Below are 26,237 nucleotides of genomic sequence, written 5' to 3'. Positions count from 1 at the left end.
CGTCGATCGAATTGGCGCCATCAAGCGTGGTCGCGCCCAGCGACGAACCGGTCAACGTCGCGGCGGTAATCACGCCGGAGACGGACTCGGTCAGCTTGCCGCCGGAATTGATCATCACGGTGCCGCCGCCGGCATTGAGTGCGCCGGTGATGGCGAGACTGCTGGTCGTCGTGATGCTGAAGTCATGATTGTCGGTCGAGAACGCGCCGATGGCGCCGATCGAATTGCCGCTGCCGATGGTGACGTCACCATGCACCGCACCGGCGAGCGTGGCGGCGGTGATCGTGCCGCTGGGGCCGAATGTTGTGGTGCCAAAGTCTGTATTAAGCGTAACTGTATGACCGACGGCGTTCAGCGCGCCATTGATCGCAAGCGCGCCGGCGTTATGAAGAGTGAAATCGCCGCTGGAGAACGAACCCAACGTGCCGATATTATTGGCGCCGCCGAGTGTCGTAGCGTCCAACGACGTGCCGGTCAAAGTCGCAGCCGTGATCGTGCCGAAGACAGATTCCGAGATCGAACCGTAAGCGTGGAGGTCAACGCTATAACCACTGGCATTGACCGTGCCGGTGATCAACATGGAAGCCGCGCTACCCAGTCGGAAATCGCCACCGGCCGTGAAGTCGCCGAGGCTCACGAAGTCGTTGATAGCATCAAAGTGCGCGAAACCGACGGACGAACCGGTGAGGTTCACCGTCGTGATCGTGCCCCCGTTCTGCGCAATCGAACTGCCGCTCGTCAGCGTGACCGTTTGGCTTCCGTTCCCCGTGCCTGTTGCGATGTTACCGTTCAGCGTGATGGCGCCGGCCGCGGCAATCGTAACGTTTCCCGTTGTCGCCGTGACGGCACCGGTCGTGGCGGCGCCCGAGGCTTTGACTTCGACATTGCGGTCGGCGTTCAGGGTACCGCTGCTGGTATCCACCGCCGTCGCGGCCGACGACGCGACCTGCGCCCCCGCGGCGCCTGCCGTGACGCCACCACCGGCCGACAGGATGATGTCGCCGCCGTCGGACGAGGCCGATGTGGCGGTCACCGTGCCGCTGACGTTGATGACGGAATTGACCACCGCGGTCTTGTTCACCGCCGCGACGTAGACGGTACCGGCCGCGGTTGCGCCGGCGACGCTCACCGGCTGGTTGCTGCCCGAGCCGCTCGCCTCATCGGGAACCTCGAAGCTGACGAGATCGAGATTGCCGGCATCGTTGGTGAACTTGATCTTGTAGGAACTCGCTGCGCCATACAGCACCGAGCCCTTTCCCGCCGGCGCGGACACACTCGTCCCGGCAGCGGTGGAAACCTGCGGCGCGATCAGCGCAACGGTGCCGCCGGTTCCGGTGATGGTCGCGGTGTCCTGCAGGCTGACGCTGCGGCCCGCCGCCGACGCCGCAAAGTCGAACGCCAACGCGGTCGGCTCCGTGCCAGCGATAAAGTCGGAATCCGTCGTCGCCATCGGCGAGGTGGTCAGAAGGACGCCGCCGGCGTTGATGCGTGCACCGCCATTCACGACGATTCCGTCGCTGGCATAGAGCCAGATATTGCCGGTATTGGCGGCGCACGAACTGGTGACGCAACCGAGCAGATTGCCCGAGATCGTCGCCGATCCGCTGTTGACGCGGTTGAAAACGATCCACGACGGGTTGTTGCCGAACACGAACTTGGTGGTTTCGCCGCTGGCGATGTCGAAACTCGACCAGTCGATGATCGTACGGCCCTGGTTGAGGTCGATCTGCAGCGTGCTGCCGGAGGTCGATATCGTCGGCGCCGTCCCTGCGCCCGGCGTCGGCCCGGTGGGGTTCGCGTGGGCGAAGTTGCAACCGAGAACGATGGCCGTAACAGCGGTTGTGACCAGAAGCGTGCGCTTGAGTACGGCTACTGTCGCGCGAGGAGCCGGGTTCATCATGATGTTCTCCTGCCGTTAGTAGCTGAGCGTCAAACTGACGAGCACGCGATCGGGCGGTCGCTTGGCAGCGGTATCCGAGATTTTGTCGAGCGGATGCGCGTAGGTGACGTCCAGATGTGCGAAGTTGCTGATCTGGAAGCCGACACCGCCACCGACCGATTCAAGCGTGCGGTGGATGCCGCCGGTATCGAGATTGTCGAGATAAGAGACATCGAAGAACGACAGCAGCGTCGCCTGGGCGATGCCGAAATCGAACGGACCGACACGGCCTTCGAACGATCCCGCAATGCCGCGGTCGCCCGACACCACCGACGGATCGTAGCCGCGCCCGATGGTGAGGTTGCCGGCGTACATTTCTTCATACGACAGCAGCGGATCGGGCGAATATTGCGCCGCGAAACTGGCCGACGTGCTCAGATAAGGCAGCCAGCCGACGCTGACCCCGCCGTTGGCGCGCAGCACCGTCGCATCCGGGTGGCCTTCGATGCGCGAGGCGAGCGGTGAGCCCTTATTGCTGGCGCCGAGCACCGACAGCCCCTGCCGCAATTCGATCTCGATGTTAGTCGCGACCGGAATCTCGCCGGTGAAGGTGTAATCGCCGGCGGCGCCGACATGCAGCACGCGCAGGTGATCGCGGGTCAGCGGCAGCGAACCGGCGACGTCAACCGACTGCTCGACGATTTCAAGCCCGCCGGTCAGGTTGAGATTGGCGCGACGGGTGCGGATCAGCGGATACGACGCCGCGATATCGGCCACCAGCGAATCCCCTCTCAAACCCAGCACTTTCAGCTCGGCGCCGGGATGGGTGAGGCCCCACGACAGCGACAGATGCCCCGCCAGCCCCTCCGGGCCGAGCCGCACGTCTTCGATGAGTTGCAGCACTTTCTGCTCTTCGGGCTGATAGGTGGTGTAGCCGATCAGCGATGTGCGTTCGCCGAGACTGGTAAAACTGTTGAGATCGACGCGCGCCAGCGCGCCCCACGGTCCGGCCGCATTGGAGCCGGTGTTCTGCACGTTGAGCATGGCGTGGAAGGCTTCGCGCGTCACCGCGATTTCGAGCGCGACGGCGCCGCGGCCCTGCTGCGACGGCTTCAGGGTGGCGGAAATCCGCACGCCGGGAATGTCGGACGCGAGGAAGAGATAACGCTGGGCCTTGTTGATGTTGAAAGGCTTCATGCCGCGCAGCTGTTCAACGTACTGGGCAACCTTGCCGCCCGCCGGACCGATATCGCCGACCACCGATACCGACGCCACATAGGCTTCGATCACGTCGAGCTTCAGGGTGCCTTGCGAGATGCGCTGCTCGGGGATTTCGACGCGGGCCAGGATGCCGCGATGGAACAGGATCGACGCCGCCTTATCGCGGATATCGCAGATCGCGCTGACCGGAATCTGCTTGCCGATGAAGCTGGTATAGGCCGCGCCGAAAATACCGGCCGGAAGGTTGTCGGCACCTTCGAAGGTCACGCTGCTGAGCGTGAACGTCAGCGTCGAGGAGCGCAGCGGGCACGGACCGCCTTCGGGCGCGGTCAACAGATCGCCCTTGCTGGAGGTGTCCGCGGGGACCGATGGCAGGCGCAGGCCCGGGTTCAATTCCTGGGGCGATGGCGTGGCGCTCTGCGCCCAGGCTGCCTCACCGAGCGGAAGGGTGAAACCGCAAACAGCCGCGCATACGGCGACGCGCACCGCGAATTTCCTGATATTCATTAGACCCCCTGCCCTCGGCAGACGGCCCTGCGCGCGCCCGCCGATCGCCGCCCAGCGGCGAATTCATAAAGCCAAACGTCCTACCCACGATCCGCAAGAACGCGCGGACACTCCACGTCAGTGCGCCAGACGTGCAACGACGCAACGATTATCCTGACCTTTGGGGTCTCTCTGCCACATCATGGTCGGCCCAAATCCCTTGGCCACGAGGCGCGACGGATCGATGCCGTGCGCCGTCAGATAGGCCACTGCGGATTCTGCCCGCCGCTGCGATAGCACCTGGTTGTGGGCGCGCATGCCCGACATGTCGGTATAGCCGGCGATCTGGAAGCGCATATTGGCCAGCTTGGTATCGCGGAGCGCCTGCGCGAACTGGTCGAGATTGGCGACCGCCTGCGGCGTAAGATCGGCGGAATTCAGGGCGAAGGTCAGCATCAGGTCGACGTTGCGCTGCGCCACCGGCGGCAAATAGGCAGCGGTCTGCGCCCCACGCGGCTTCGGCTTGGTGCTGGCGACCGGCTTGTTGATCACGTCACCGGCCGAACCGAGATTGAAGCCGAGCGTATTGCACTTGCGATGCGCCGGGCCATCTTCGGTGTTGACCACTTCGTTGGGATCGCAGTTCTTTGCCGGCGTCGGCCGCGACGTCGGCGCCGTGAAGGTCCGCACGATGTCCTCGGCCTTGATCTGCGGCTGCGTCGTCGACTGTGCAGCCGGCTGAGCGATGGCTGGCAGCCCAAAGATCAGCGCAAAACTCCCTGCAACGATACAGAACAACAGACCGTTGCGTCTGACGTAATCAGTCATGGCGCCAAGACTCCACCGCTACGGGTACAACGATAAGCATAGCGAAACTAGCGTGCAAGCGTTGTGCACCGCGACTTGGCGTGCCTATTCTGCTGCAATATGAAGCAACAACAGCCTTTATTACTCTGTCATAGAATCGAACCGGCGCTTCAGGACCAGGGGTATCAAGAATGGGGTTTGATCAGACACTGCGCCAAGCCAAAGTCACGACAGAACTTGGCGATAATGTTGTTGTACTTGAGCGGCTTAGTTCAAGCGAGCACATCAGTGATACCTTTACAATAATTCTTGATGTCATTGCTCAGGATGGCCCGATCGATTTTTCGGCTCATCTCGGTTCTTCAGTCACAGTCTCAATGCAGCAAGCAGACGTCGTCGGCGCCACGCGTTTCTTCAATGGACTGCTGTTTGAATCGCGGATGACGGATGCCACCGATATGGGTGTGCACTATCGTCTCATTCTAAAGCCGTGGTTCGCGCTGCTGGCCCAAAACCTCGACATCCGCATTTTCCAGAATCTGTCCGTCGTCGACATTCTGAAGAAGGTCATTGCCGAAAGCGGTTACGACGGCGATTTCGCTTTCGACGCCACCGGCAGCTATCCGGTGCGCACGTATTGCGTCCAATACCGCGAAAGCGGCTTCAACTTCCTGTCGCGGCTGATGGAAGAGGAAGGACTTTATTACTACTTCGAACATGGCAACGGCCGCCATGTTATGCATGTCTGCGACAAGGTCACCCAGCATCCGCAATGCGATCAGGAGCAAATCCCCTACATCGCCGCCGAAGGTGCCGATCGCTCGGGCCGCCCGCCGCATCTGTGGCGCTGGGACGAACAGCTGCGGCCGGGTGCTTCCAAAACGGCGCTGCGCGACTACAGCTTCCTGCAGCCGAGCAACAAATTCCACGGCACCAGCAGCGCGCCGGCCGCCTCGCACGCTGACGATTTCGAGCTTTACGACAATCCCGGCGGCTATGCGGCCTACGACGTCGCGCAGATGGATCGCGCCAAGGATCGCTACGCCGCCTTGCGCCTCGATGCTTCGCGGGCGCCGCGCCAAATCTATCACGGCCACGGCGACGCCTTCGGCATCACTTGCGGCGCGCGCTTCACGCTGAAGAGTTTTCCTGATGGCCGGCTCAATACCGAATATCTGGTGATCGCCACCTCTCACGTCATCGACAATGAATCCTATCGCTCCGGCGGCGCGACAACGGAGCAGCGTCACGAAGTGCAGGTGGAAGCAATCCCGTCGAGCACGCATTGGAGCCCGCCACTGCGCACGCCTCGCCCCGTTGCCGGCGGTCCGCAGACCGCCACCGTGGTCGGCCCATCGGGCGAAGTGATCTATGTCGACAAGCACGGCCGCGTGAAGGTCCAGTTTCATTGGGACCGCCTCGGCAAGCTCGACGAAAACAGCTCGTGCTGGGTGCGCGTCTCGCAGGCGTGGGCCGACGGCGGCTTCGGCACCATGCTGATCCCGCGCATCGGCGAGGAAGTGCTGGTCGATTTCATCGACGGCGATCCCGACCAGCCGATCATCACTGGCCGCGTCTACAATCCGCAACGCGACGTGCCCTATGCCCTGCCCGACCACAAGACGCGCTCGACCTGGAAATCGCGCACCGTCGGCAGATCGAGCAACTACAGCGGCGCCGAGGAACCGCCGCCCGCCGAAGGCGGCATGAACGAGATCCGCTTCGAGGACAAAGGCGGCGCCGAGGAGTTCTTCGAACATGCCCAGCGCAACAAGAACGTCTGGATTCGTCTCGATGAAGGCCGCAAGACCGGGCGCGATGTCGCCGTCCGCGTCGGCCGCAACCGCCAGACCAACATCAAGGACAACGAAGCCCTGATCGTCGAGACCGGCGACGAAACCCGCCAGGTGCAGAAAGGTTCGCGCGCCACCACGATACACAAGGCCGACGATCTCACCGTCGAAACCGGCAACGCGACGACCACGATCCAGAAGGGCAATTACACGGTCGAAGTCAGCAAAGGAAAAGTGCTGATCGATGCCAAGCAAGAGATCCTGCTCAGGGTCGGCAGCAACACGCTGAAGCTGTCGCCGGCGGGCCTGGAAGTGAATGCACTGACGATCAAGCTCAACGCCCAGGCATCATGGTCGGCGAATGGGCTCTCCAGCGAGCTGAAGGCGGCCACCCAGGTGGTCATCAACGGCGCGATCGTCAAGATCAACTGAGGGCGGCCGGCGATGGAATGGCAACGGGTGAAATGGTCGGAAGCCGGACAGATCCTGGCGCTGTTGAAAGTGAAGGCGGCTCCCGACACCGCGCGTAAGCCTCCCGAACTCTACTACGCCGATCTGGTGCGCGACGGCCGGTTCGATGAAGCGGTGAAATTCCTGGCGCTGGCGCTGCCGCGCCTGGAAGCCGTCGCCTGGGCGGCAACTACCGTGCGCGACTGCGGTCATGACGCCGACCCGCCCGAAGCCGAAGCCTTGAAGGCGGTGCTATCGTGGCTGCAGGACCCAGCGGAAAACCGCCGCCGCACCGCCTATGACGCGGCCCAGGCGTGCGATCCGGCCTCCGCCGAAGCGATGGCGGCAATGGCGGCGTTCTATTCCGGCGGGTCAGTCGCGCCGCCCGACTGCGAGCCTTTGCCGGCGCCGCACGACAGTGCCGGGCGTTTCGCGGCCGTGGCGATCCTGATTGCCGCCGCCCGGAGCGATGACGGCGATGCCGTTCTCGCGAAGGCGCTGAAGGACGGCGAGCGGCTCGCCCAAGAAGGACTGGCTAGCGCATGAGTCTCACGCTCACTCTTGTCAACGTCGACAGCCTGGAAAACGGCGAGAAGACGCAACTCGTACTGGATCGCCACGGCGCCAGGATCGGCCGCTCGCAAAGCGCCGACTGGCCGCTGCCCGATGCCAAGAAATTCATTTCGTCGACGCATTGCGAGATCGTCTATCGCGACGGCGGCTATATGCTGATCGACTGCTCGACCAATGGCACCTTCCTCAACAGTGCGCCTGAGCGGATGCGCGATCCGCATATGCTGCGCAACGGCGACGAATTCGTCATCGGCCCCTACCGCGTCCGTGCTCAGTTAGCCGACGCCGCGCCCGTCGCTCCAGCGCCGACCGCGAAGGGATGGGACTGGGACAACGCGCCCGCAACGCCTGCGCCGTCGTCGGGATGGGATACGCCTGCCGTTGCACCGCCGCCGGCGGGCTGGAACACGCCGGCAATGCAACCGCCGTCGTCGCATTGGGATGAACCGGCGGCGCCTGTCGATCAGGCCCGGTGGGGGGCGTCGGCGCCGGCTTGGAAGGAGCCGGCCGCGCCGCAACCCGACCGCTCGCCGTGGGGCGAAGTGCCGATCGCCAAGCAGCCATGGCCGGACGAAAAGCCGAAGTCGGCAATGTCGGGCACCGGCGCCGCTACCGGCAATTTCAATCCGCCGCCGGTGCCGCAGCCCGCAGCCGACATCTGGGGCCGCTTCGAAGCCGCCAATGAAATCGCCTGGACGGCGCCGGTTGCCGCGCCGCAGCCAGTCGCTCAACCGGTCACCGAGCCAGCCGTCGCAGCGCCGCCGCTGCCCAATGCGGACGAAGCCTGGGCAGCCCTGCTGCGTGCGGCCGGCGTGACCGAGCAGGATATCAAGGTGCCGCCGGCTCAAGCCGCCGCCGCCGCCGGCCGCATGCTCAACCGCTTGGTCGCCGGCCTGATCCTGATGCTGGAAGCGCGCGCCCGCGCCAAGCGCGAACTGATGGTCGAAGCGACGTTGTTCGGCCGCCAGGGCAACAACCTGCTCAAATTCCTGCGCGAGCCCGAGATCGCGGTGACGCGCCTGATGAACCCGCCGGAGCACGGCTATCTCAGCGCCGACGCGACGATCGATGACTCGTTCAAGGATCTGCAGGCCCACCAGATGGCGACGCTGGCGGCGATGCAAGGCGCCCTGCACGACACCCTGGCCCGCTTCTCGCCCGCGAAGATCAAGACCCGCGCCAAGCCTACCGGCTTTTTCGCCACCCTCTTCCCCGCCGCCCGCGACGCCGCCCTGTGGCGCGCCTACGAACGCGATTTCGACGGTGTAGTGGCGGGCTCCGACGAAGCCTTCATGGACTTCTTCGCCAAGGCCTTCAAGAAGGCGTACCAGAAGGCAAGTTTTGAGATGAAACTCCCAACATGAACACTACTCTTTGCGAGCCGAAGGCGAAAAAGCCTGACCCGTCCAACTAACGCGATCTATGCATCTGATGGCACAGTTAGCGATATCAGCTTGGCAATATGGCGCGTTGGAAGCCGCTCAGCGCGAGAGATTCATTGCGCGTGTCACAGTCTTTGTCAGCGAGTCCTTGCGTGGCCCCATAACAACCGAGACAGTCAAACGTTTCCTAGTCCGCAGCGACCGATACCACCTGATCTCGGAGCAAGAGCTTGCCGCCTATGTATGTATCGCGGTTGCGTTGAATTTTGCGGAAATTGATCTAGATCCGAATTGGTTTCGCGAGGCCATGTCAAATTCCGAACAAACACCCATTCAAAATCTAGAGTTCGCGTTCAAGAAAGCTGAACTCCTGCATGCAAAAAATGGAGAGAGGTAACGTGGCGACGCAAGAGAACGCTAACCGCGCCGGAAGTTGGTCGCTGGAAGATATCATTGATGTCATAAAGAAAACCTTCAGCCCGGCCCCTGCCAACCGGGCTCTTAATAAATGTCCCTATTCCAAAGACGACCGTTCAAACCAAAAAGAGGCAACCCAAAACACTGCAAAGCCGCCGCAGTTGCACGGTTCAAACGCCATACTGTCTGATTATCAGCCCACCGGCACGAAAACCGGTGGCGCCGAGGAATCAAAGAAACTCGCGCTTGAGGATGCCAAACATATGAACCAAGGTCTGAAAGACAATTTCAACGCCATAGGAACCAAGTATGACCTTCCTCCCGCGCTTCTGGCGGGCATCGCGAGCAGAGAAAGCGGCATGGGGACGGGCCTCGACGAAGACGGCAACGGCGATAATGGAAATGCATTTGGGATAATGCAGGTCGACAGAAATGCAAATTCCGAAATATCAGGAGAAGATGATCCAAATGGATACGATCATATCGACCAGGCTGCACAGATACTCAACGGCAAACTCGCGCTCGTAAAAAAGTACCACCCGAAATGGCCGCCCGAGCGCCAATTGCAGCGAGCCGTTGCAATTTATAACGGCGACGCCAGCGGGCAAACTCCAACGTTGGACAACGTCGACCAAGGAACCACAGGAGGAGACTATTCAAATGACGTCTGGGCACGATCCCAGGAATTCGCGAGCCACTGGTAACCTCGGCTCATGTGTCTAGCGTTGGATCCAAGGATCATTTGACCAGTCTGGTATGGACTATGGGCAAACCCGCCGCACGCGTTACCGACTTCCACACCTGTCCGATGGTGACGGGGACGGTGCCGCATGTCGGGGGGCCGGTGGTGTTGGCGTCGCCGAATGTGATCACGGGCGGGCTGCCGCAGGCGCGCGTCGGCGACATGCTGGTGTGCGCCGGGCCGCCGGATACCATCGCCATGGGATCGATGGGCGTCTTCGTCAACGGCAAGCCGGCCGCGCGCCTCGGCGATCAGACGGCGCATGGCGGCGTGATCGTTGTCGGCCTGCCGACGGTACTGATCGGCGACATCGGCGGTTCCAGCGCCGGCGGATCGGTGTCGCCGTTCGAAGGCGCCGCGCTGGAATTCTCTGCCGCGATGGCGCAGGTCCAAGTGCTGATCGAAGCGGCCAAATCGGGCACGGCGTTCTGCGAAATCTGTTTCCAGAAAGCGGCGGCCGCGGCGAAAGCGGCAGCGGCAAAGATGGCGAATGCTCCCGCGGCCAAACCGGTCGCGGTCGCACCACACCTGGCCGCCCCCCCGCCACCGTCAGCCGCCCAAAGCACCAATTGCGAACTGACGGCGATGGAGATTTCCTGCAGCCATGGCCGCAAGCCGGGCCCCTCCAACATTTTGATGGTGGTTCCGGGTTCCGAAGTTGGTGGCGACACGATTTCCGGCAGGCTGGCGATGAAAGGCGGCTGCGGCGATCACGCGGCCTGGGCGGTTTCGGGCACATCGCAGAGCCAGGGCAAAGGCACCTCGTTCAGCTTCACCGCGCGGGCCTGGAAACCGTCTCTCCTCAATCCCCTGTCGCTGCAAGGGGTGTCGCCGCAGACCTATGCGGTCGCGGGTGATGCTTGCAGCGGCAGCCGGTCGTACGAGATCCAGAGCTATCCGCCGGGGTCGGTGAAATTCACCATCGACCTGTCAGAAATCGAACGCATCATCGACGAGATCAAACGCAAGGTTCCGATCGATTGGGACAAAGACGAAGAAGGTTGGAAAGCAGACTTCCTCAAAGGCCAAGTACAATACGAAGGCGCCTGGAAGGAGGATAAAGCGAACTGGGAAGCCTATTTCGAGCACTCCTTCACCGTCGGCTTCTCGCCGCTGATCGGCGTTTCGATCAAAAGCCCGATCTATCCTTTGATGCTGGTTCCGGGCTGGCTGTCGCGCTGGATCAAGGCCGGCGTGTTCGGCGAGCTCTCGGCCGGCTTCGATGTCAGTGGCACGGTGGCGGGAAAATTCCGTCCGGCGCACGGCCAGACCGAATGGAGCACGCGTTCGATCGATGGAGAAGGCAGCGGCACGTTCGGCGTCTTCCTGGAATTGAAGCTGGTGAGCCCTGACGTTATCGAATCCGAAGTCGGCGGCGAAACCGCGATCAAGTTTGCTGCCAAGCTTGGCCGCGAAGACGAGACGTCGGTGGAGGTCTCGGCGGCGTGGAAAAGTTTGACGGCAAAGGCGACCGTGAAGACGCTTTACGGCATCGTCGAGTTCGAACGTGAATTCCATGTCGGTCCCGAATTTGAGGGCTCGCACGAATGGTCGCTCGACAAGGCCGAACCCGCATCGATCGGCGGCAGCGGCGAGGCATGGTGACGACATGACACCGGTTCAATACGTTCTCGATGCCACCATCACCGCACTCGACGCGAGGATCGAATGGAACGGCGTCGCCTTCGTCAACGGCGGGGTGGCATCGTCGCGGCGGGCGATCCGTCTCAACAGCTGGACGGTGCGTGGCGAGAACCGCTTGCGGGTCCAGCTGGCGCTGCCGCCCGCGTCGTCCGCAGCACAGCGGTGCGAAATCCGCCTGCGCGCGATCAGCCCAAGCGAAGAACTGGAGCTGGCGAATTACGTCTGGGACGCCGCAACCACGTCTCTTGCGCCGGGCGCGCGCCAAACCGTGCTGCAGCGCAGCTTTCCCCTGGAACCGGTCGCGGTGTGGAGTTGGACGCACGCGGCACAAGTGCTGCAGCCGACGCCGGTCGATATCAGTACCATCGCCGACCTGCTCGAACGCCAGCGCAATGCCCTCGCCGCCCGTGCCATCGACGCGGTGGTCGCCGCACAGGATATCCAGCTTTCCGAGCAGGCCATTGTCGGCGGTCTCGATCCGGCCGCGGCGCGCCAGTCGTATCGCGATTTTCTCAACGATCGCATGGCTGAGCCCGATTGGACGGTGCCGCCGTTCGATCGCGCCGGACTGCGGCTCGAAACCATGGCCGACGGCCGCGTCCAGCATGCCACGGATCGCGCCGCTGGTCCGCCGATACGGGCGCTGGGCGGCGGCAGCACGTTCGCGCTCGATCCTTTTGTCGCCAAGATCGCCGGCCAATGGACCATCGTGCGATGACCTACGCCGTCCTCGATCCCGCCCGCGAGCCTGCGCTCTACGAGCATATCGCGCGGCTGGAGCCGGGGGCGGCGGCGTGTTTGTTCGAGGGGCGGCTGGCGCCGGAATTGAAACAGGTCTCGCCGCATCTCGTCGAGCTGGCGCCAAACGATCCGCTGGCGGCGGCATGGCGGCGCGAAGGCTGGGGCAAGTCGTGGGGCATCCAACTCGACTCCGCCAAGCCGCTCGGCTTCGTGCGCCGCCGCTTGCGCCATTTCACCCAGGCACGCCTGCCCGACGGCGAAGGCCCGGTGCTGTTCCGCTTCTGGGACCCGCGCGTGTTCCGCGTTTATCTGCCGTTGGTCGAGCCCGCCGAACTGCCGGCGTGGTTCGAAGGCATCGAATGCTATCGTTGCGAAGGCGAGGACAGCAGTATCCTCGAATTCCGCCTCGCCGGCACCACGCTGCAGACGTCCGTGTCGCCGCGCCTCAGTCCTTGAGCACCTGATACCACGCCATTTGCGTCGTCCAGCCCAGGGCCTGCGCCCGCGCTGCGAACTGTTGCAGCCATTGTTCGGAAACCATTTCGGTTTCGTTGCCGCTGAGCGGCAGTCCGAGATCGAACGGATGGTGTCCCTTGATCATCAGGATGCCGGCCAGCCCGCGCGGACTCGACAGCGCCGTCTTCTCGTCGGTACAGAAGCTCCAACGGTAGCGGCCGTTGCCGAGATCGCTGATCATGTTCGACTTGCCGCGGATGAGATCGAACTGGGCGCGGCTCGCAATGATCTGCTGCATCGCGCCGTTGCCGTCGACGCCGATCAGGGTGAAATCCGTGTTCGGATCGTCGAGCTTGATGTCCATCACGATTTCGGCTTGCGTCAGGCCTTTCTTGGTGACCTCGGGATCGCAGTTCTGGGCGTTGGCCTGCAGGTGGAATTGCGGCTGCTTGACGGTCAGCGCCCGCCCGTCCTGCGACGACGCCTCGCGGAATGGTCTTACCGCATCGAGCACGCGGCACGCCGGCGGTTCGGCCGGCAGCACCATGTCAGCCGCAATGATGGCGGAAGCAGCGGCACCGCGCGCCGCCTTTTGCACTTGCGCCAGCCCCGCGCCGATCCACGCCGGATCGCCCGATACGCCACGCATCGCAACGCGGATGGTGCCGGCGGAGTTCTGCGGATAATCGATATCGAGCCAGCTGCACGAAGCCGACGGCAACACGCCCTCCACCGCCCGCCGCACGACTTCCTCGCGCGGCAATCCGCTCGCCTCAGGCTTGCTGGCGCCGCCGTGCCCCGGAACCGGAGCGTGCGGCCACAGCACGATGGCGAGCACGAAGATCAACGCCGCCCCGATCGCAACGCCCGGCCACAGCAGCAGCGGCCGCTCTGTCGCGGCGCGCAGCATTCGTACGGCATCGGCGATAACGCCATCGATCGGCGAAGCCGGCTTGCGGCTGCGGGATTTCTCCAGCGCATCGACCACCTCGTGCATGGTCTGGAAGCGTTTGCGCCGGTCGGGCTGCAGCATCCTGGCGAGGCACGGGCGCAGTTCTTCCGGCACGGCGGCAAGATCGGGCACCTTCTTGCGCGCCTCGGAGGCCGAGAGCTGTGAATCGCCCATCGGCGGTTTCTTGCCCAGCGCCAACGCCAGCAGCACCAGTCCCAGGCTGTAGATATCGGTCCAGAACCCGATGTCGCCAGTCTCATCGACCTGTTCGGGCGCAGCATAGGCGTACTTGCCGGCGAATGCCGATCCGATCACAGTTTTGCCGCTGCTGCCGATATCCTTGGCGATGCCGAAATCGATGATCTTGGCCTGCTCCAGGCTGCCGGACGGCAGCAGCACGTTGTCGGGCGACAAGTCGCGGTGAATGACGCCGAGTTCGTGGGCGACCGAAAGCCCCGAGGCCAGCCGGATGCCGAGCGCCCGCATCTGCTCCGCCGACACCTCGTGCTCACCGAGCACGTCGGAAAGCTGCGGCCCGTCGATGAAGCGCGTCGCGATATAGAGCACATCGCGTTCGGGATCGCGCGCCAGGCCGAGGTATTGCACCAGCGCCGGATGCGCGAACGTCTTCATCGCGCCAGCTTCGTTGCGGAACAACGTCAGCACCCGCGGGTCGTTCGCCAGATCGGGCAGGATCACCTTGATCGCCACGCGCTCGTGGGTTTCGAGCGCCTCGCCCTCGTACACCGCACCCATGCCGCCGCACGCGATGAAGCGGGTAACGCGATAGATGCTGTTCAAGGTGGTGCCGATCTCGACCAGACTGGAGACCGGCCGCGGTGCCGGCGCGGGGGCCACCTCGGCACTCGGCGCAGGTTCGGGCGGGTGCCCGCCGACCCAAACGACCGTTCCGTCGCGCACTGGCGGCTTGTCGTCAGCCATGGGAATCCCCGAATGCCAGCTTGGTGACCTCCTCGCAGCGGACGACCACCACCGTCACATTGTCCGTCGCGCCCCGCGACATCGTCAATTCCACCAGCCGTCGCGCCGCCACCGCGGGCGCGAACTGTGCCAGCCGCTCCTCGATCTCGCCGTCGCTGACCAGCCCCGAGAGGCCGTCGCTGCAGAGCAGGAACGTGTCCTGAGACTCCACGCCATCGGCGATGGCGTCGACTTTCAGCTGTTCGGTGACGCCGACGGCGCGCGACAGGACGTGGGCGGACGGATGCGACTTGGCATCTTCCGGCCGCAGCGATCCGGCGGCAACAAGGTCCTGCACATAGGTGTGATCGACGGTGAGCTGCACCAGCCGTCCGTCGCGGCAGAGATAGATGCGGCTGTCGCCGGTCCACAACACCGCAAAGCGCTCGTCGTGCAGCAGCAGCGCGACGACCGTCGATCCGATCTGCAGACCCGCCTGCTGCGCCGTCGTGCAGATGTGCAGGTTGACCGCCTGCAGCGCATCGGCGATGGCCCCGACGTTGGCATCGAAATCCACGCCGATGGCAACCGGCGCAAGCGCGGCGACCACCTGCTGCGATGCCCACTGGCCATTGGAATGCCCGCCCATGCCGTCGGCGACCACAAACAGGCCGACGTCATCGCGCATCAGCATCGAATCTTCGTTGGCCGAGCGAACCAGCCCTTTGTCGCTGATGCCCGCCGTGATGAGCCGGAAGCCGATCATGGGCCGTCCTCCACCGGAGAAAATAGACGAACGAAACTCTCGGGCGCCGCGAATGGCGTCACCGATAACAGCATCCCGTCGCGATCATGCGTCCACCACAGGCCGTCGGCGATGGGCTCGTCGAACAGCACTAGCGCCGAGGTGGCGTCTGCCGCCGGACGCGCGGTGGCAAGGGCGGCGATCACTGCGTCCGCATCCAACCCATCGCGGAAGGCGCGATAGATCGCATCGGTGGCGGTAGAGGCGAACCCAGCGGCGCCGGCAGAAATTTCGGGCCACGACAGATCGAGCCACGCGGTGACGATCACGAAGCGCCGACCGACGCGATCGGTAGAGGGCGCCATCGCGCCGACGCACCACGAAGGCCCGATGGCGCCGGGCGCGGCTGCGAAATTCCACAGCGGCGCGCGGTCATGCGCCGCGTCGAAGCCCTCGCCCAAAACGGCGCGCGCGGCCGACAATCCGCGCGAGGCCCAGGCGTCCCAGGCGGCGCGCTCGTCGTCGCCAAGGCCTCGGCTGAAGAAATCGCCGTGCGTCGGCAATTTGCCGAACAGCGCCGGACGCGCCGCGCTCACAGCCGGGGCGGACAACGGAACGACCACAAGCCGAGGCGGCTGAACGGATTGCCCCTGGCTCCTACAAGGCTGACACGGAAGGTGACGAAGCTGGCGCCGTCGCCGAAGGTGGCGGTGAACTGATCCGGCGTCGCGGCCATGGTGCGGGCGCCGTCGAACAGATGGAACACAGCCCAGGTGCCGGCATAGTCGAATTGCTTCGCCGGCTGGCTGCCCGCGAACAGCGCCACGCGCGCCTCCGGCTGGGCGGTGATCGTCCACAGGAACGCGCGTGCCCCCGATTGTCCGCGTTCGAAACGGATCGGCGTCCCGCCGGCGAAGAACTCCGCCGCGGTGATGGTACCGCCGAACGACACCGCTTCGATCTTCGCCTGGACGCCGGTCGTCAGCAGGGTCCGCAAGGCGTCGATCTTCTGCAGTTGCGCCGGAGTTTGCGGATCGAAGCCGGCCGCGACCCGGTCCGACGGCAGCCAGTGCCACACCGGCCCGGCCATATCGAGGTGACCGCGCAACTGGCTGGTGACGAAACTGTCGAACTGCGAACCCGGCCCGAACACCGGCATCAGGTCGGATACGGTCGCTTCGTTACTGGCATTGGTGACGAAGGGATACCGGCTTTCGGTCACCGCGCGACAGGCGGGCAGCAACGTCTGGCCGTAGGTGGTCGTCGCCGAGGTCTGGATCTGTGCCGTCTGGGCGCTGTCGCCCTGCACCGACGCGGCGACCAGGAACTTGCCGAGCTCCGGCGGATCGCGCGGCGCCATGTCGGCGGCCCGTTTCAGATCGGCGACGGCGGCCGGCACCGCGGTCTGATCAGCACCCTGATTATTCGCGCGCGACAGTGCCTGCGACGCGGCGGCGAGCTTGACGAGGAAATCGTCGAGCGAAGGTTCCGCTTTGCCGTTGACGTAGAGATGCAAACTGGAAAACGCCGCCGAGATCATCCCCGCCGCATCGTTGCTGTCGCCTTGCGGGATCAATCCCGACGCAGCCTGCGGCACCAGACGCTGGGCGACGTTGGCCGCCTTCGATTTGTCGAAGAAGGTGTTGCGATCGACCTCCTGCATCATCAATTTGATCGGCGAGGGCTGCGATACCGCGGCTGACAGCGCCACCATGTCGTCGAAATAGGGCCCGGGCGCAACACCGGCGAGCACCTTGCGCCAGATATCGATGTAGTCGCGGGCGTAATTGTCGGCAACGCCGCGGCGCAGGTTTTGGAACGAGGCGACCGTCGCCAGCTTGGTCTTGTCGGGGCCGAGCACCCAGGCATCCTTCTGCAGATCGTGCTCGACGGTGGCAAGATTGGTCTGATAGGCGCGCCAATAGCCCTCTTTGGTGAAAAGATACGGCACGCTCAGCGCCGTCACCGCCTGACCGTTGGCAAAGGCCTTGGCGACACCGGGGCTGAGAACCCCATCCGCGCGCCAGGGATCGCCGCTCCCCGCCATCGCTTTCTGCTTGAGGATGGCATAGGCGCGATCGGCCATCGGCATGCCTTCCACGACGGTGCGCGCGTTGGCGACCAGATCGGCATCGAGCGGCGCCGTGCCGCCATCCCACAACTGGCCGAATTGCGGATCGTGCAGCACGGCGCCGAGATGGGCGGAAAGCTCGTCGCGCACCGGCTGGGCATCGCTGCCGGGATAAACGCCGCCGGCCCAATCGGCTGTGGCCCATTTCTGGATGAAATCGGCGTCCAGCTCGGGTGCCTGGCCGCCCGCCATCAGATAGACCTTGAGCGTGTCGTAGCTCGCCAGCCGGTCGGACTGATCGGTGCGCAGCCGCTGTTCCAATCGCAACATCAGCCGCGGCAGCAGTACGCGCTGGGCGATGTCGAGATAGGTGAGTTCCTCCAGCCGCCCGACGCTGTCCTGATACAGCCCAAAGGTCGCCCAGATCGAATGTCCGGAGCCGTGACGCTCGCCATAGCCGCCGGGAAGGTCCTTCAACGCCCGCAACGACGGCAGTACTTGCGCCGCATCGGGATCGGTGTCGCGCACTTCGAACAAATTGACGTGCTCGTTGTCGAGTTCGGTCCGCACGGCGTTGGCGCCATCGAGCGCGGCCGCCACCCAGGCGCGATTGTTGAAATAGCTGACCGTCCATAGCGTCATGAACAGCAGGCAGACCGCGGCGATCGCGGCCGCTCCGGCAAAGATCGTGCGCTGCTGCTTGGCCAGGATCGCCTTTGAGCGCCGCACCAGTCCGGCCTCGCCGATCACCACATCCTTGAGCAAGCGATTGATGAAGAACGCCCGCCCTCGCCCCTGCGCCGCCGCCGGAGCAGCATCATAAAGCGCCGCCACCCTGCCAAGCACGCGATCGAACGGCATACCCATCTGGACACCGCTGGTGAAATAGAAGCCGCGGAAGGCGAACGGCGCCTTGCGGCTCTTGTGGGCGAAGATGCGGTCCATCAGGAACAGAAGCCGCGAGCGCAGCGCCGCCAATTGCGCCGGGAAGCCGACGATCAGGCCGCGGCGACGGGCATCGCGCTCGTCTTCAAGCCGCTTGGCGGTGCGCGCATCGATCGCCTGCACCAGTTCGTCGAAATGCGCCGTGAGGACGTCGGCGTCGACCGCCACCGCGCCTTTCCACGGCAGCGTCACCCCGAGAACCGCTCGACGGCCTTCCACGTCGAGGTCGTCGAAGAATTCGGAGAAGCCGGCGACCAGATCGGCCTTGGTGAACAGCACGTAGACCGGCACTTCCACTTTCAGGCCGTCTTGCAGTTCGTTGAGCCGTGCCTCGATCAGTCCGGCGTGGCGTTCGAGCGCCTGCGCGCCTGCGCCGGCGATGTCATCGAGCCCGATGGCGACGATGACGCCGTTGATCGGCTGCAGCGGCCGATTGGCCTGCAGCAAGTCGAGCAGTTGCAGCCAGGCGAGATGATCCTCCGCCGCGTCGGAATCCTGGGTGGTGTAGCGGCCGGCGGTGTCGAGAATCACAGCTTCGTCGGAAATCAGGAATTCGACGTTGCGGGTGCCGCCGATGCCGTGCATGTCGCTGACGTCGACCGGCAGGCGCAGGCCGGAATTGAGCAGCGCCGTCGTCTTGCCCGCGCCCGGCGGGCCGATCATGATGTACCAAGGCAGCCGATAGAGGCTGGCGCCGCGTCCACCCTCGCGCAATGTCGCCAGCGCGTCGCGCATCCGCTCCGCCAGCACGTCACCTTCCTTGAGGGTTCGTTCGGGTTCGATGCCGAGCTTTTTCTGCAGCCGGTCGGAGGCTTTTTTCGCCGCGAGCAGGTGCCACGCCGCCAGCGCGCCCCATACGATCACCACCAGCAGCACGATGCCAAGCCGCACCGACCAATGCGCGAAAAATGCCAGCACCAGCGGCGCCAGCACCGCGAGCAGCACGATCACCAGCGCTGCTACGATCAGCGAAACGACCCACCAATTGCCAAAAATGCGCCGCGCCATCAGTGATCGCTCCTCCGGATCACGACTTCCACGCGCCGGTTTCGCGCCCGTCCTTCGGGCGTGTCGTTGCCGGTCAGCGGATGGGTCTCGCCGAAGCCCTGCGACGACACCCGCGACGGGTCCTTGATGGTGCGGCGCACCATCTTGGCGACGTTGTCGGCGCGCGCCTGCGACAGGGTGAGATTGTCGGGGAACAGCACCGACGACATGTGCTCGCTGTCGGTATAGCCCTGCACCTGCACCGGCCCGGCTTCGGTGTCGAGCGCCGCGACGATGCGGCCGAACAGGTCGTAATGCTCCTTGCGCAGATCGGCGCGGCCGGAATCAAACAGCAGCGGCGCGGTCGCGCGTACGCGGACGGTGGAGGCATCTTCGATCACCTCCACCAGCTTGTGCTCGATTTCCGGCGCCAGGAACTGGCGGATGCGCATCACCTGCCCGGTCGTCACCGGCGCCAGTTGCGGCGCGCTGCGGCCGAGCTTCAGCGGCGGTTGGGTGTCGATTGCCTGCATCGCAGCCACCGTCGGCGCCGCACTCTGGTATAGCGAAACCCTGAGCCCGATATAGACCAGCGTCAGCACCAGCGCGGCAACCCCGACACCGACCAGCAGCGGCGTCCAGAACGAGGCCGAGGCCATCTCGGAAGCGACGCCACGCCAGCGCGGCGACAGTTCGTTGGCCGAAAGCTGGCGCGTGTGCTCCAGCAGGCGATAGGTCCGCTGCATCTCGGCGACATGCTTGGGAGCGCCGCCGGAAACGCGATAGCGCCCCTCGAAGCCTGACGCCATGCAGGCATGATAGAGTTCGAGCAGTTCGAGATACTGCGGCGGCTGCGCGGTCATATCGTCGAGCAGCATCCAGAAACGGTCGCCGCTGATGTTCTCGCCGAAGAAGCGCACCACCATCGAGCGTCGCGCCCATTCCGCCGCATCGCTCTCCAGGCCCGGCAGGTTCTGCGCCACGTCGTCGGCGGTCGCGCACAGGGCGTAGCTGGCACGGCGGACGATTTCTTCCGAATAGTTGGGTGCAATCTCGGCCCGATACGCCGCGATGGCGTCGGCGACGAGCTTATGCAGGCGCGGCAGTTCGATCCGGGCGCGGGCGGCGCGCACGCTGCCGAGCAGCGACAGCAGCGACTCCGCGGCGAACAGCAGGCGGTTGCGCGGCTTTGCGGCGGCGGGCGACGGGATATCGTCGGCTTCGGCGGCCAGTGTTGCGGCAGCGCCGACCGAACTTGCGGCCGGCGCCGGCTTGTCTTTCAGTTCCTGCAGGGGCGAGGCACGGAAAATCACCGTCCGGCTGGGCGGCGTGCCGTCTTGGCCGCTCATCGCAGTGTCCTCTTGACCCACCACAGTTCGAGGTTCAGCTCGGGCCACACCCCGGCGACGTGGATGCCGAGCGCGGGTGCCGTCGCCAGTTCCTGCCAGTCGCGGGCGCTGCGATCGAGTTCGAAATAGACGAAGCCCGGCAGCACGCGGATTTGCGGCGGAGGATTGGGAATGTGCACGATCGGCACGCCGGGCAGCGCCGACGACACGATCTCGCGCATTTTCTGGATGGCGCCGATCTTGACCACCGACGGCAGATTGCGCCTGAGGTTTTCGGCCGGGGTCGCGGCCGAAACGGCGAGATAGAACTGGCAGGATTTAAACTGGTCGTGGTCGGTAATCGTGCCAGTGTAGCTGCCCGCCCCGATCGCCTCCAGCTTCACCAGCCCGGCGGCGCGGTCGATGATCATCGACAGCGATTTCTGGATGCTGTCGAACACGTTCTCGAACACCAGCTGCAGGTTTTCGTGATCGTATTCGGGGATCGGCGGCGAACGCCGTTCGGGCCGGCTGAAGGTCGTCAGTTCGCCCGCCAGCGAGGCGAAGCACTGGTACAGCCGCTCGGGATGCACCACCGGCAGCGCGCGCAGATGCTGCAATTCCGGCCGCACGCGATTGAACAGCTGCAGCAGCAGGAAATTGGCGAACGTTTCCGAGCCGCCTTCGGTCGCTTCCACTGCGCGCACCGACAACTCGTCGAGACGCTGATCGAGCCGGCCGATCACGTCATTGAGGAAGCCTGACAATCGCGACGAGGCCCGCGCGTCGAGCAACGGCGGAATGTGCCGCTTGTCGAACATCACCTGGCCGTTGACGACTTCCTGGATGCGCGCCACCGGCAAGCAGATGCGGCCTTCGATCTGCTCGCGTGTCACGCCGTAATTGAGATTGAGACTGGCAGTCTCGACCGGTTCGGGATTGCGTTCGGCCGAGAAACTGTCGTGAACCTCCTGCTCGCCGACCAGCAGGCGAACGTCGGGCCGGGCCCGGTCGCTGTCGACATAGTCGGTCGAACCGGGAATGCGCGATTGCAGGGTGAGATAGACCTGGACGTCGTGGGCATCGCCGGGAATGTCGATCGGCGGCGGCGGCGGCTGGTCGGCCGGGATTGCGAACGGGGTGCCGTCGGCGAGCACGCCGCTGCACTGCTCGAGCGCAAATTTGCCGAGCGCGGCATGGCTTTCGCTGATTGCCGCACTCAGGATTCCATACGGATACGGCCGGACGGCATTGGTGCGGCTCCGCGACAGGGCGTCGAAATAGCGTTCCTGCTGCTGGAAATGTTGCGGCCGAAGCAGAAGTCCTTCGCGCCAGGCGACACGCAGTTCATCGCGCGCCATCGATTCGCCCCCGTCTTGTTTGGTCAAAGTGTAGCAGATTGGCGAGTTCGGAAAAGTAATGCTGTGCCCAGGACCCGGTGCATAATTGACCAGAAGATTCAGAATTGTCCGGTTCTTTTTGACGCTGACATGTCCTAGTCTTCACGTAACTACGACTTCAAGTCGCGTATTCGGATCGTATGGCAATGTCAATTCCCGAAGACTCACAGGGCAAAGCGGCAGCATCGCCATCCTATGACCCTAGCACCTGGAAGCGTCCTCAGTCCCCGGAAACGCCGGCCGAGAGGCCAAAGCCTGCGTCGAGGACTTGGCCAAGAGTCGCGCTGATCGGCTGTGGACTGGGCGCATTTGCCGCCGCCCTCATCGTTGTTTTGGCAGGCCGCCACCCCGCCGTTTCGCCCCGTCCGGCCGTTCACGCCGCCCAGCCGGCGGCGACACGCCTGCGCCTGTTTCGCGGCGAGATGGACGAGCAGACCTTTTACAGTTCGGCGGTGGCGGCCGGCGTCGATGACCGCCTGGTGGCCGAGATCGCCGGCGCTCTCGCCTATGATTTCGATTTCGTCCGTGACATTCATCCCGGCGACGTGTTCGAAGTCGCGGTCGGCGCCGATAAGCCGGCCAACGGCGGACCGCCGCGGCTCTATTATGTCTCGCTGGTGACGGCGGCAAAATCGAAGGCGATCTATCGCTTCCAGCCCACACCCGATGCGCCGGCGGACTGGTACGACGCCGAAGGCCGCTCGGCCCGCCGCAGCCTGATGCGCACGCCGGTCCAGGGCGGCCGCGTCACCTCCACCTTCGGGATGCGCGAGCATCCGGTGCTCGGTTTCACCCGCATGCACAAAGGCGTCGATTTCGGCGTTCCGATCGGCACGCCGGTCTATGCCTCTGGCGACGGTGTGATCGGCTGGGTCGGTCCGCATGGCGATCACGGCAACTACGTCCGCATCGATCATTCCGGCCAGCTCGCCACCGCCTACGCCCATCTGTCGGCGTTTGCCGCCAAGCTCGCGGTCGGCACGCGGGTGCGTCAGGGCGACGTCATCGCCTTTTCCGGCAACACCGGCATCTCCACCGGCCCGCATCTGCATTATGAGGTGATCGTCGGCGGCCAGCAGATCGATCCGGCGACATTTAAGCAGGACTTGGCGCCTCCGCTTACGGGCGATGGGCTGAAGCGCTTCGTTCGCGAACGCGACCGGATTGACGCTTTGCGCCTGCGTTCGATGTGACGAGATCCGGCAGGGCGATCAGGATCACCACGAAGATCGTGAAGATCAGCGTGACATACAGCGAGCCGGTCAATTCATCGGCACCGGCGCCGATCATGTCGGGACCGACGATCTTGAGATCGAGGAAACTGCCGAGCGGATCGACACCGGGATTGGGCGTCAGACCGACCGCCGATTGCTCGAGCCAGTTCCAGACACCGTGCGCCGCGAACGCCGCCGCCACACTGCCGGTCCGCAGCGCCAGTAGGCCGAACAGCATCCCCGCCAGGAAGACGTTGACGACGCCGAGCCAGCCATGGAGCAGAACCGAATGGGCGACGACGAACAGCGCCGATGTGGCGACAACGCCCGGCCACACACCCCAGCGTTTCAGCAGGATCGGCTGCAGCCAGCCGCGAAAGAACATCTCCTCGGCCCCGGCCTGGAACGCCACCAATCCGGCCGCCAGACCGACCCCGAGCCAGGTCGCAGCACTGGGCGCCTCAATGGCGTGCTCGAGCGCGAGGCACTGGGTGACGACCAGCATGAACAGCACCAGCGCGAACGCCAGCACCGCGACCAGCACACCGATCGCCAGTGCCGTCCACACCGACATCGGCCCGGCGACGCGGGCGCGTCGCTCCAGCCATCGCGACGATACCAGCGCCCAGACGACCATTGGCAACAGGATGATCAGATAGGTCGCGGTCCGGGCCATGACGGCGGCCGCCAATCCACTCTGCTGCAAGCCGGCTGCGTGAGAAACGGCGAAACCGCGCAACGGTCCCTGCGAGACCGCCAGCACCACGCCCGCCAGCAGGAACGCCCGCCAGCCGGTCATCCGCGACCGGCCGATCCTCGCTTGCCAGACTTTCGCACCGTCCTGCATGAGAGCGCCGCTGAATCACTTTGCTTTACACTAATTCGGCGAACGCGTTCGGCGAGAATGGCGCAGCGTCGCAGACGCCTGATTGTAGCGGCGCTGGCGCATGCGATAGCGTCTTACTTGCGAAAGTTCGACCTCACCCGGGAGTGCGCGCGCCTACGGCCGACAGCGCCACAAACGCACCCCGCGCATGCCGCAGACGCGGGAAGACCCGCTCCGTCAGCGCCGAGCCGGTAACAAACGTCGCGTAGGCGGCAGCAAGCTGCTCGCGATAGACGGCGCGCCGGGCGGGCTCGTCCATCAGATCCAGACCCGCCACCGCGGCCAATTTGTCGTGGAAGCATTTCAGGATGTGCAGCCGCGATGCCGCCAGCACGCGCGGGTCATAGTCGACAGCGAAGTAGCTGAAGAAATCCTCGGCGCTCGACAGCCGTTCAAGGTCTTCGGTTAATGCGGTCATGGCTGCACCTCGCGGTAAAAGCGCAGGAGTTCGCCGGGCCCCGGAGCATGCTTGGCGCCGGTGGCAAAGCGGCGGACCTTGTTCAGGATTTGTTGCGCGGCGGTCTCGTCAAGCGCCATGCCCAGCTCGCTGTACGCATGACATACGGCTGCAACCCCCGAATGCTTGCCGAGCACCAGCCGGTGTTCGCGGCCGAGTTCGCCGGGATCGAGGCTCTGATAATTGCGCCGGTCGCGCAGCAATCCATGCACGTGGATGCCGGATTCGTGACTGAACACCTCTTCACCGACAATGCTCTTGCCGGCGGCGACCGGGCGACCCGAGACCTCGGCCACCAGCCGCGAGATTTCCGGCAGCCGGCGCGGCGTAATGGCGGTGTCGCGGTGATAAAGATGATGCAGCGCCATCACCACTTCTTCCAGCGGCGCATTGCCGGCGCGCTCGCCCAGGCCGTTGACGGTGGTGTTGACGTGACTTGCCCCGCCGAGCACCGCCGCCAGCGAATTCGCAGTGGCAATGCCAAGATCGTCGTGGGCGTGAATTTCGAGTTCGCAGGTCAGCGCCGCGCGCAAGCGTTTGAAAATTGCGTGGGTGGCAAAGGGATCGAGAATCCCCAGCGTATCGGCGAAACGGAAGCGGCGGGCACCGGCCTGTTGCGCGATGCGAGCGGCGGTGATGACGAAATCGAGATCAGCGCGCGAGGAATCCTCGCCCCCGACGGCGACCTCGAGCCCTTCGCCACGGGCACGGCGCACCAGCCGGTCGATTTCTGCCAACGCCCAGCCGCGATCCTTGCCGAGCTTCTTCTCGAGCTGCTGGTCCGACACCGGCATCGACAGATTGACCATGCCGACGTTGCAGCGCAGGGCCGCCTCCAGATCGCTGTCGCGCATCCGACACCAGGTGATCAGCCGCGCCGTGAGCCCGAGCGCCGCGACGGCACGAATATCGTCCTGTTCATCCTCGCCCATCGCCGGAATGCCGACTTCCATTTCGGGCACCCCGGCCGCGTCCAGCGCCCGCGCGATGTCGAGTTTTTCGGCACGGCGGAAGGCGACGCCCGCGGCCTGTTCGCCGTCGCGCAAGGTGGTGTCGTTGACGACCACGCTCATTGGCGCGCCTCCGGGCGGGGGATGGTGGTGGCCGACAGCGGCACCACCCGCAGCGGCCGGCCGACGAGTTCGATCAGGCGTTTGCGAACGCCCGCCAGCGTCACCGATGCCAGCACGCAGCCGGAGCAATTGCCGGTCAGATCGACCACGACCATGTCGCCGTCGACGGCGATCAGCTCGATGTCCCCGCCGTCGCGGTTCAGATGCGGCTTCAGCTCTGCGACTGCCTTCTCTACGAGATCGTAGAGCCTGGCGCCTGGAGCCGCGACGGCGGAAACGGGTTCGCTGACAAGTCCGTCCAGCATCACACGCCTCCGCAGCGCGTGCGACTACCGCAGGACCCGCAGCTATTGGGATTGTCGAACACGAAGCCGGCGGCCGGGCTGTCGCAGAAATCGACGCAAGTGCCCTGCAGCCAGGGCTTCGACTCTTCATCAATGAACACCATCACGTCGCCGCAATGGATGACGGCGTCGCCGTCGCGCGCTTCGCTTTCGAGCCCCATCTGGTACGACAGTCCGCCGCAGCCCGAGCCGCACACCGCGATCCGGATACCGAGCGTGTCGTCGTCGCCCGCGCCGGCTATCAGGGTGCGGATGGCGGAAATCGCGTTTGGTGTCAGGTCGAGGATGGCGGCCTCCTGTGTTGTCTCATCCTAAGCAAGCCG

General features: G+C 64.5%; 23 protein-coding genes. 9 read left to right on the top strand and 14 right to left on the bottom strand.

The features are described from left to right. The 3 genes from AC1P6P_RS17260 to AC1P6P_RS17250 form a co-directional block, all read right to left on the bottom strand. Positions 1-1,900: beta strand repeat-containing protein (locus AC1P6P_RS17260; protein WP_481403683.1), on the bottom strand; the 1,900-nt coding region annotated here is incomplete at its 3' end. Positions 1,901-1,915: 15 nt separating this feature from the next. Next, complete coding sequence (locus tag AC1P6P_RS17255; protein ID WP_481403682.1) at positions 1,916-3,607, bottom strand: ShlB/FhaC/HecB family hemolysin secretion/activation protein; 1,692 nt, start codon at positions 3,605-3,607, stop codon at positions 1,916-1,918. Between the two features lie 117 nt (positions 3,608-3,724). Further along, positions 3,725-4,414 carry an OmpA family protein gene (locus AC1P6P_RS17250; protein WP_481403681.1) on the bottom strand — a complete coding sequence of 230 codons (690 nt, stop codon included), beginning with the start codon at positions 4,412-4,414 and terminating at the stop codon, positions 3,725-3,727. 170 nt (positions 4,415-4,584) lie between these two features. Here AC1P6P_RS17250 and AC1P6P_RS17245 point away from each other — a divergent pair, with 170 nt between their 5' ends. Genes AC1P6P_RS17245 through AC1P6P_RS17210 form a run of 8 tightly spaced genes read left to right on the top strand, consistent with a single transcriptional unit; the run spans position 4,585 to position 12,591 of the window. After that, on the top strand, positions 4,585-6,618 hold the full coding sequence (locus AC1P6P_RS17245) for a type VI secretion system Vgr family protein (protein WP_481403680.1): 2,034 nt from the start codon (positions 4,585-4,587) through the stop codon (positions 6,616-6,618). A 12-nt stretch (positions 6,619-6,630) separates the two neighbouring features. Next, positions 6,631-7,182, top strand: coding sequence for a DUF6931 family protein (locus AC1P6P_RS17240; RefSeq protein WP_481403679.1), 552 nt, complete (start codon positions 6,631-6,633; stop codon positions 7,180-7,182). Beyond that, the gene (gene tagH / locus AC1P6P_RS17235; RefSeq protein ID WP_481403678.1) at positions 7,179-8,573 is read left to right on the top strand and encodes a type VI secretion system-associated FHA domain protein TagH; all 1,395 of its coding nucleotides are present in this window, start codon (positions 7,179-7,181) and stop codon (positions 8,571-8,573) included. The genes AC1P6P_RS17240 and tagH overlap by 4 nt, the downstream gene beginning before the upstream one ends. A 58-nt stretch (positions 8,574-8,631) precedes the next feature. After that, on the top strand, positions 8,632-8,988 hold the full coding sequence (locus AC1P6P_RS17230) for a hypothetical protein (protein ID WP_481403677.1): 357 nt from the start codon (positions 8,632-8,634) through the stop codon (positions 8,986-8,988). Position 8,989: 1 nt separating this feature from the next. Then, the gene (locus tag AC1P6P_RS17225; protein WP_481403676.1) at positions 8,990-9,712 is read left to right on the top strand and encodes a lysozyme family protein; all 723 of its coding nucleotides are present in this window, start codon (positions 8,990-8,992) and stop codon (positions 9,710-9,712) included. A 59-nt stretch (positions 9,713-9,771) separates the two neighbouring features. Further along, complete coding sequence (locus AC1P6P_RS17220) at positions 9,772-11,355, top strand: PAAR domain-containing protein (RefSeq protein ID WP_481403675.1); 1,584 nt, start codon at positions 9,772-9,774, stop codon at positions 11,353-11,355. 4 nt (positions 11,356-11,359) lie between these two features. Further along, positions 11,360-12,112: a hypothetical protein gene (locus AC1P6P_RS17215; protein WP_481403674.1), complete on the top strand. Its 753-nt coding sequence runs from the start codon at positions 11,360-11,362 to the stop codon at positions 12,110-12,112. Further along, positions 12,109-12,591, top strand: coding sequence for a DUF4123 domain-containing protein (locus AC1P6P_RS17210; RefSeq protein WP_481403673.1), 483 nt, complete (start codon positions 12,109-12,111; stop codon positions 12,589-12,591). Before AC1P6P_RS17215 ends, AC1P6P_RS17210 begins: the two co-directional genes overlap by 4 nt. On the opposite strand, the gene AC1P6P_RS17205 is transcribed toward AC1P6P_RS17210, so the two are convergent. From AC1P6P_RS17205 to tssK, 6 genes are read right to left on the bottom strand one after another with little or no spacing between them, the layout of a single operon-like run. Further along, a complete protein-coding gene (locus tag AC1P6P_RS17205) occupies positions 12,581-14,485 on the bottom strand; it encodes a serine/threonine-protein kinase (RefSeq protein ID WP_481403672.1) in 1,905 nt (634 codons plus the stop codon). The genes AC1P6P_RS17210 and AC1P6P_RS17205 overlap by 11 nt on opposite strands. After that, positions 14,478-15,230, bottom strand: coding sequence for a PP2C family protein-serine/threonine phosphatase (locus AC1P6P_RS17200; protein WP_481403671.1), 753 nt, complete (start codon positions 15,228-15,230; stop codon positions 14,478-14,480). The genes AC1P6P_RS17205 and AC1P6P_RS17200 overlap by 8 nt, the downstream gene beginning before the upstream one ends. Further along, complete coding sequence (gene tagF, locus AC1P6P_RS17195; protein WP_481403670.1) at positions 15,227-15,805, bottom strand: type VI secretion system-associated protein TagF; 579 nt, start codon at positions 15,803-15,805, stop codon at positions 15,227-15,229. Before tagF ends, AC1P6P_RS17200 begins: the two co-directional genes overlap by 4 nt. Next, positions 15,802-19,233 (bottom strand): type VI secretion system membrane subunit TssM, encoded by a 3,432-nt coding sequence (gene tssM, locus AC1P6P_RS17190; protein ID WP_481403669.1) that lies wholly within the window; start codon positions 19,231-19,233, stop codon positions 15,802-15,804. The genes tagF and tssM overlap by 4 nt, the downstream gene beginning before the upstream one ends. Next, positions 19,233-20,561 (bottom strand): type IVB secretion system protein IcmH/DotU, encoded by a 1,329-nt coding sequence (icmH, locus tag AC1P6P_RS17185; protein WP_481403668.1) that lies wholly within the window; start codon positions 20,559-20,561, stop codon positions 19,233-19,235. The genes tssM and icmH overlap by 1 nt, the downstream gene beginning before the upstream one ends. Further along, positions 20,558-21,901 carry a type VI secretion system baseplate subunit TssK gene (tssK, locus tag AC1P6P_RS17180; protein ID WP_481403667.1) on the bottom strand — a complete coding sequence of 448 codons (1,344 nt, stop codon included), beginning with the start codon at positions 21,899-21,901 and terminating at the stop codon, positions 20,558-20,560. Before tssK ends, icmH begins: the two co-directional genes overlap by 4 nt. A 461-nt stretch (positions 21,902-22,362) precedes the next feature. Between tssK and AC1P6P_RS17175 the strand changes: the two genes are divergently transcribed. Then, positions 22,363-23,133 carry a M23 family metallopeptidase gene (locus tag AC1P6P_RS17175; protein WP_481403666.1) on the top strand — a complete coding sequence of 257 codons (771 nt, stop codon included), beginning with the start codon at positions 22,363-22,365 and terminating at the stop codon, positions 23,131-23,133. Here AC1P6P_RS17175 and AC1P6P_RS17170 read toward each other — a convergent pair. From AC1P6P_RS17170 to AC1P6P_RS17150, 5 genes are all read right to left on the bottom strand, one after another. Further along, the gene (locus AC1P6P_RS17170) at positions 23,060-24,001 is read right to left on the bottom strand and encodes a CPBP family glutamic-type intramembrane protease (RefSeq protein ID WP_481403665.1); all 942 of its coding nucleotides are present in this window, start codon (positions 23,999-24,001) and stop codon (positions 23,060-23,062) included. The two genes, AC1P6P_RS17175 and AC1P6P_RS17170, sit on opposite strands and share 74 nt — an antisense overlap. 133 nt (positions 24,002-24,134) lie before the next feature. Continuing rightward, entirely contained in the window at positions 24,135-24,458 is a 324-nt protein-coding gene (nifW, locus tag AC1P6P_RS17165) for a nitrogenase-stabilizing/protective protein NifW (RefSeq protein ID WP_481403664.1), read from the bottom strand. Further along, entirely contained in the window at positions 24,455-25,570 is a 1,116-nt protein-coding gene (nifV, locus tag AC1P6P_RS17160; RefSeq protein WP_481403663.1) for a homocitrate synthase, read from the bottom strand. Before nifV ends, nifW begins: the two co-directional genes overlap by 4 nt. Beyond that, positions 25,567-25,875 carry a NifU family protein gene (locus AC1P6P_RS17155; protein ID WP_481403662.1) on the bottom strand — a complete coding sequence of 103 codons (309 nt, stop codon included), beginning with the start codon at positions 25,873-25,875 and terminating at the stop codon, positions 25,567-25,569. The genes nifV and AC1P6P_RS17155 overlap by 4 nt, the downstream gene beginning before the upstream one ends. Beyond that, positions 25,875-26,192: a HesB/IscA family protein gene (locus AC1P6P_RS17150; RefSeq protein WP_481403685.1), complete on the bottom strand. Its 318-nt coding sequence runs from the start codon at positions 26,190-26,192 to the stop codon at positions 25,875-25,877. The genes AC1P6P_RS17155 and AC1P6P_RS17150 overlap by 1 nt, the downstream gene beginning before the upstream one ends. Positions 26,193-26,237: the final 45 nt, after the last annotated feature.

The sequence above is a fragment of the Rhizomicrobium sp. genome (assembly GCF_056722145.1).
The sequence above is the reverse complement of the archived record's forward strand: the minus strand, read 5'-3'. Positions and strand labels throughout refer to the sequence as shown.

What these genes read in the sequence shown, in the direction of transcription:
- AC1P6P_RS17255 (WP_481403682.1), bottom strand. Translation starts at nt 3,607, where the DNA reads ATGAATATCAGGAAATTCGCGGTGCGCGTCGCCGTATGCGCGGCTGTT.
- AC1P6P_RS17250 (WP_481403681.1), bottom strand. Translation starts at nt 4,414, where the DNA reads ATGACTGATTACGTCAGACGCAACGGTCTGTTGTTCTGTATCGTTGCA.
- AC1P6P_RS17245 (WP_481403680.1), top strand. Translation starts at nt 4,585, where the DNA reads ATGGGGTTTGATCAGACACTGCGCCAAGCCAAAGTCACGACAGAACTT.
- AC1P6P_RS17240 (WP_481403679.1), top strand. Translation starts at nt 6,631, where the DNA reads ATGGAATGGCAACGGGTGAAATGGTCGGAAGCCGGACAGATCCTGGCG.
- tagH (WP_481403678.1), top strand. Translation starts at nt 7,179, where the DNA reads ATGAGTCTCACGCTCACTCTTGTCAACGTCGACAGCCTGGAAAACGGC.
- AC1P6P_RS17230 (WP_481403677.1), top strand. Translation starts at nt 8,632, where the DNA reads ATGCATCTGATGGCACAGTTAGCGATATCAGCTTGGCAATATGGCGCG.
- AC1P6P_RS17220 (WP_481403675.1), top strand. Translation starts at nt 9,772, where the DNA reads ATGGGCAAACCCGCCGCACGCGTTACCGACTTCCACACCTGTCCGATG.
- AC1P6P_RS17215 (WP_481403674.1), top strand. Translation starts at nt 11,360, where the DNA reads ATGACACCGGTTCAATACGTTCTCGATGCCACCATCACCGCACTCGAC.
- AC1P6P_RS17210 (WP_481403673.1), top strand. Translation starts at nt 12,109, where the DNA reads ATGACCTACGCCGTCCTCGATCCCGCCCGCGAGCCTGCGCTCTACGAG.
- AC1P6P_RS17205 (WP_481403672.1), bottom strand. Translation starts at nt 14,485, where the DNA reads ATGGCTGACGACAAGCCGCCAGTGCGCGACGGAACGGTCGTTTGGGTC.
- AC1P6P_RS17200 (WP_481403671.1), bottom strand. Translation starts at nt 15,230, where the DNA reads ATGATCGGCTTCCGGCTCATCACGGCGGGCATCAGCGACAAAGGGCTG.
- tssM (WP_481403669.1), bottom strand. Translation starts at nt 19,233, where the DNA reads ATGGCGCGGCGCATTTTTGGCAATTGGTGGGTCGTTTCGCTGATCGTA.
- icmH (WP_481403668.1), bottom strand. Translation starts at nt 20,561, where the DNA reads ATGAGCGGCCAAGACGGCACGCCGCCCAGCCGGACGGTGATTTTCCGT.
- tssK (WP_481403667.1), bottom strand. Translation starts at nt 21,901, where the DNA reads ATGGCGCGCGATGAACTGCGTGTCGCCTGGCGCGAAGGACTTCTGCTT.
- AC1P6P_RS17175 (WP_481403666.1), top strand. Translation starts at nt 22,363, where the DNA reads ATGGACGAGCAGACCTTTTACAGTTCGGCGGTGGCGGCCGGCGTCGAT.
- AC1P6P_RS17170 (WP_481403665.1), bottom strand. Translation starts at nt 24,001, where the DNA reads ATGCAGGACGGTGCGAAAGTCTGGCAAGCGAGGATCGGCCGGTCGCGG.
- nifW (WP_481403664.1), bottom strand. Translation starts at nt 24,458, where the DNA reads ATGACCGCATTAACCGAAGACCTTGAACGGCTGTCGAGCGCCGAGGAT.
- nifV (WP_481403663.1), bottom strand. Translation starts at nt 25,570, where the DNA reads ATGAGCGTGGTCGTCAACGACACCACCTTGCGCGACGGCGAACAGGCC.
- AC1P6P_RS17155 (WP_481403662.1), bottom strand. Translation starts at nt 25,875, where the DNA reads ATGCTGGACGGACTTGTCAGCGAACCCGTTTCCGCCGTCGCGGCTCCA.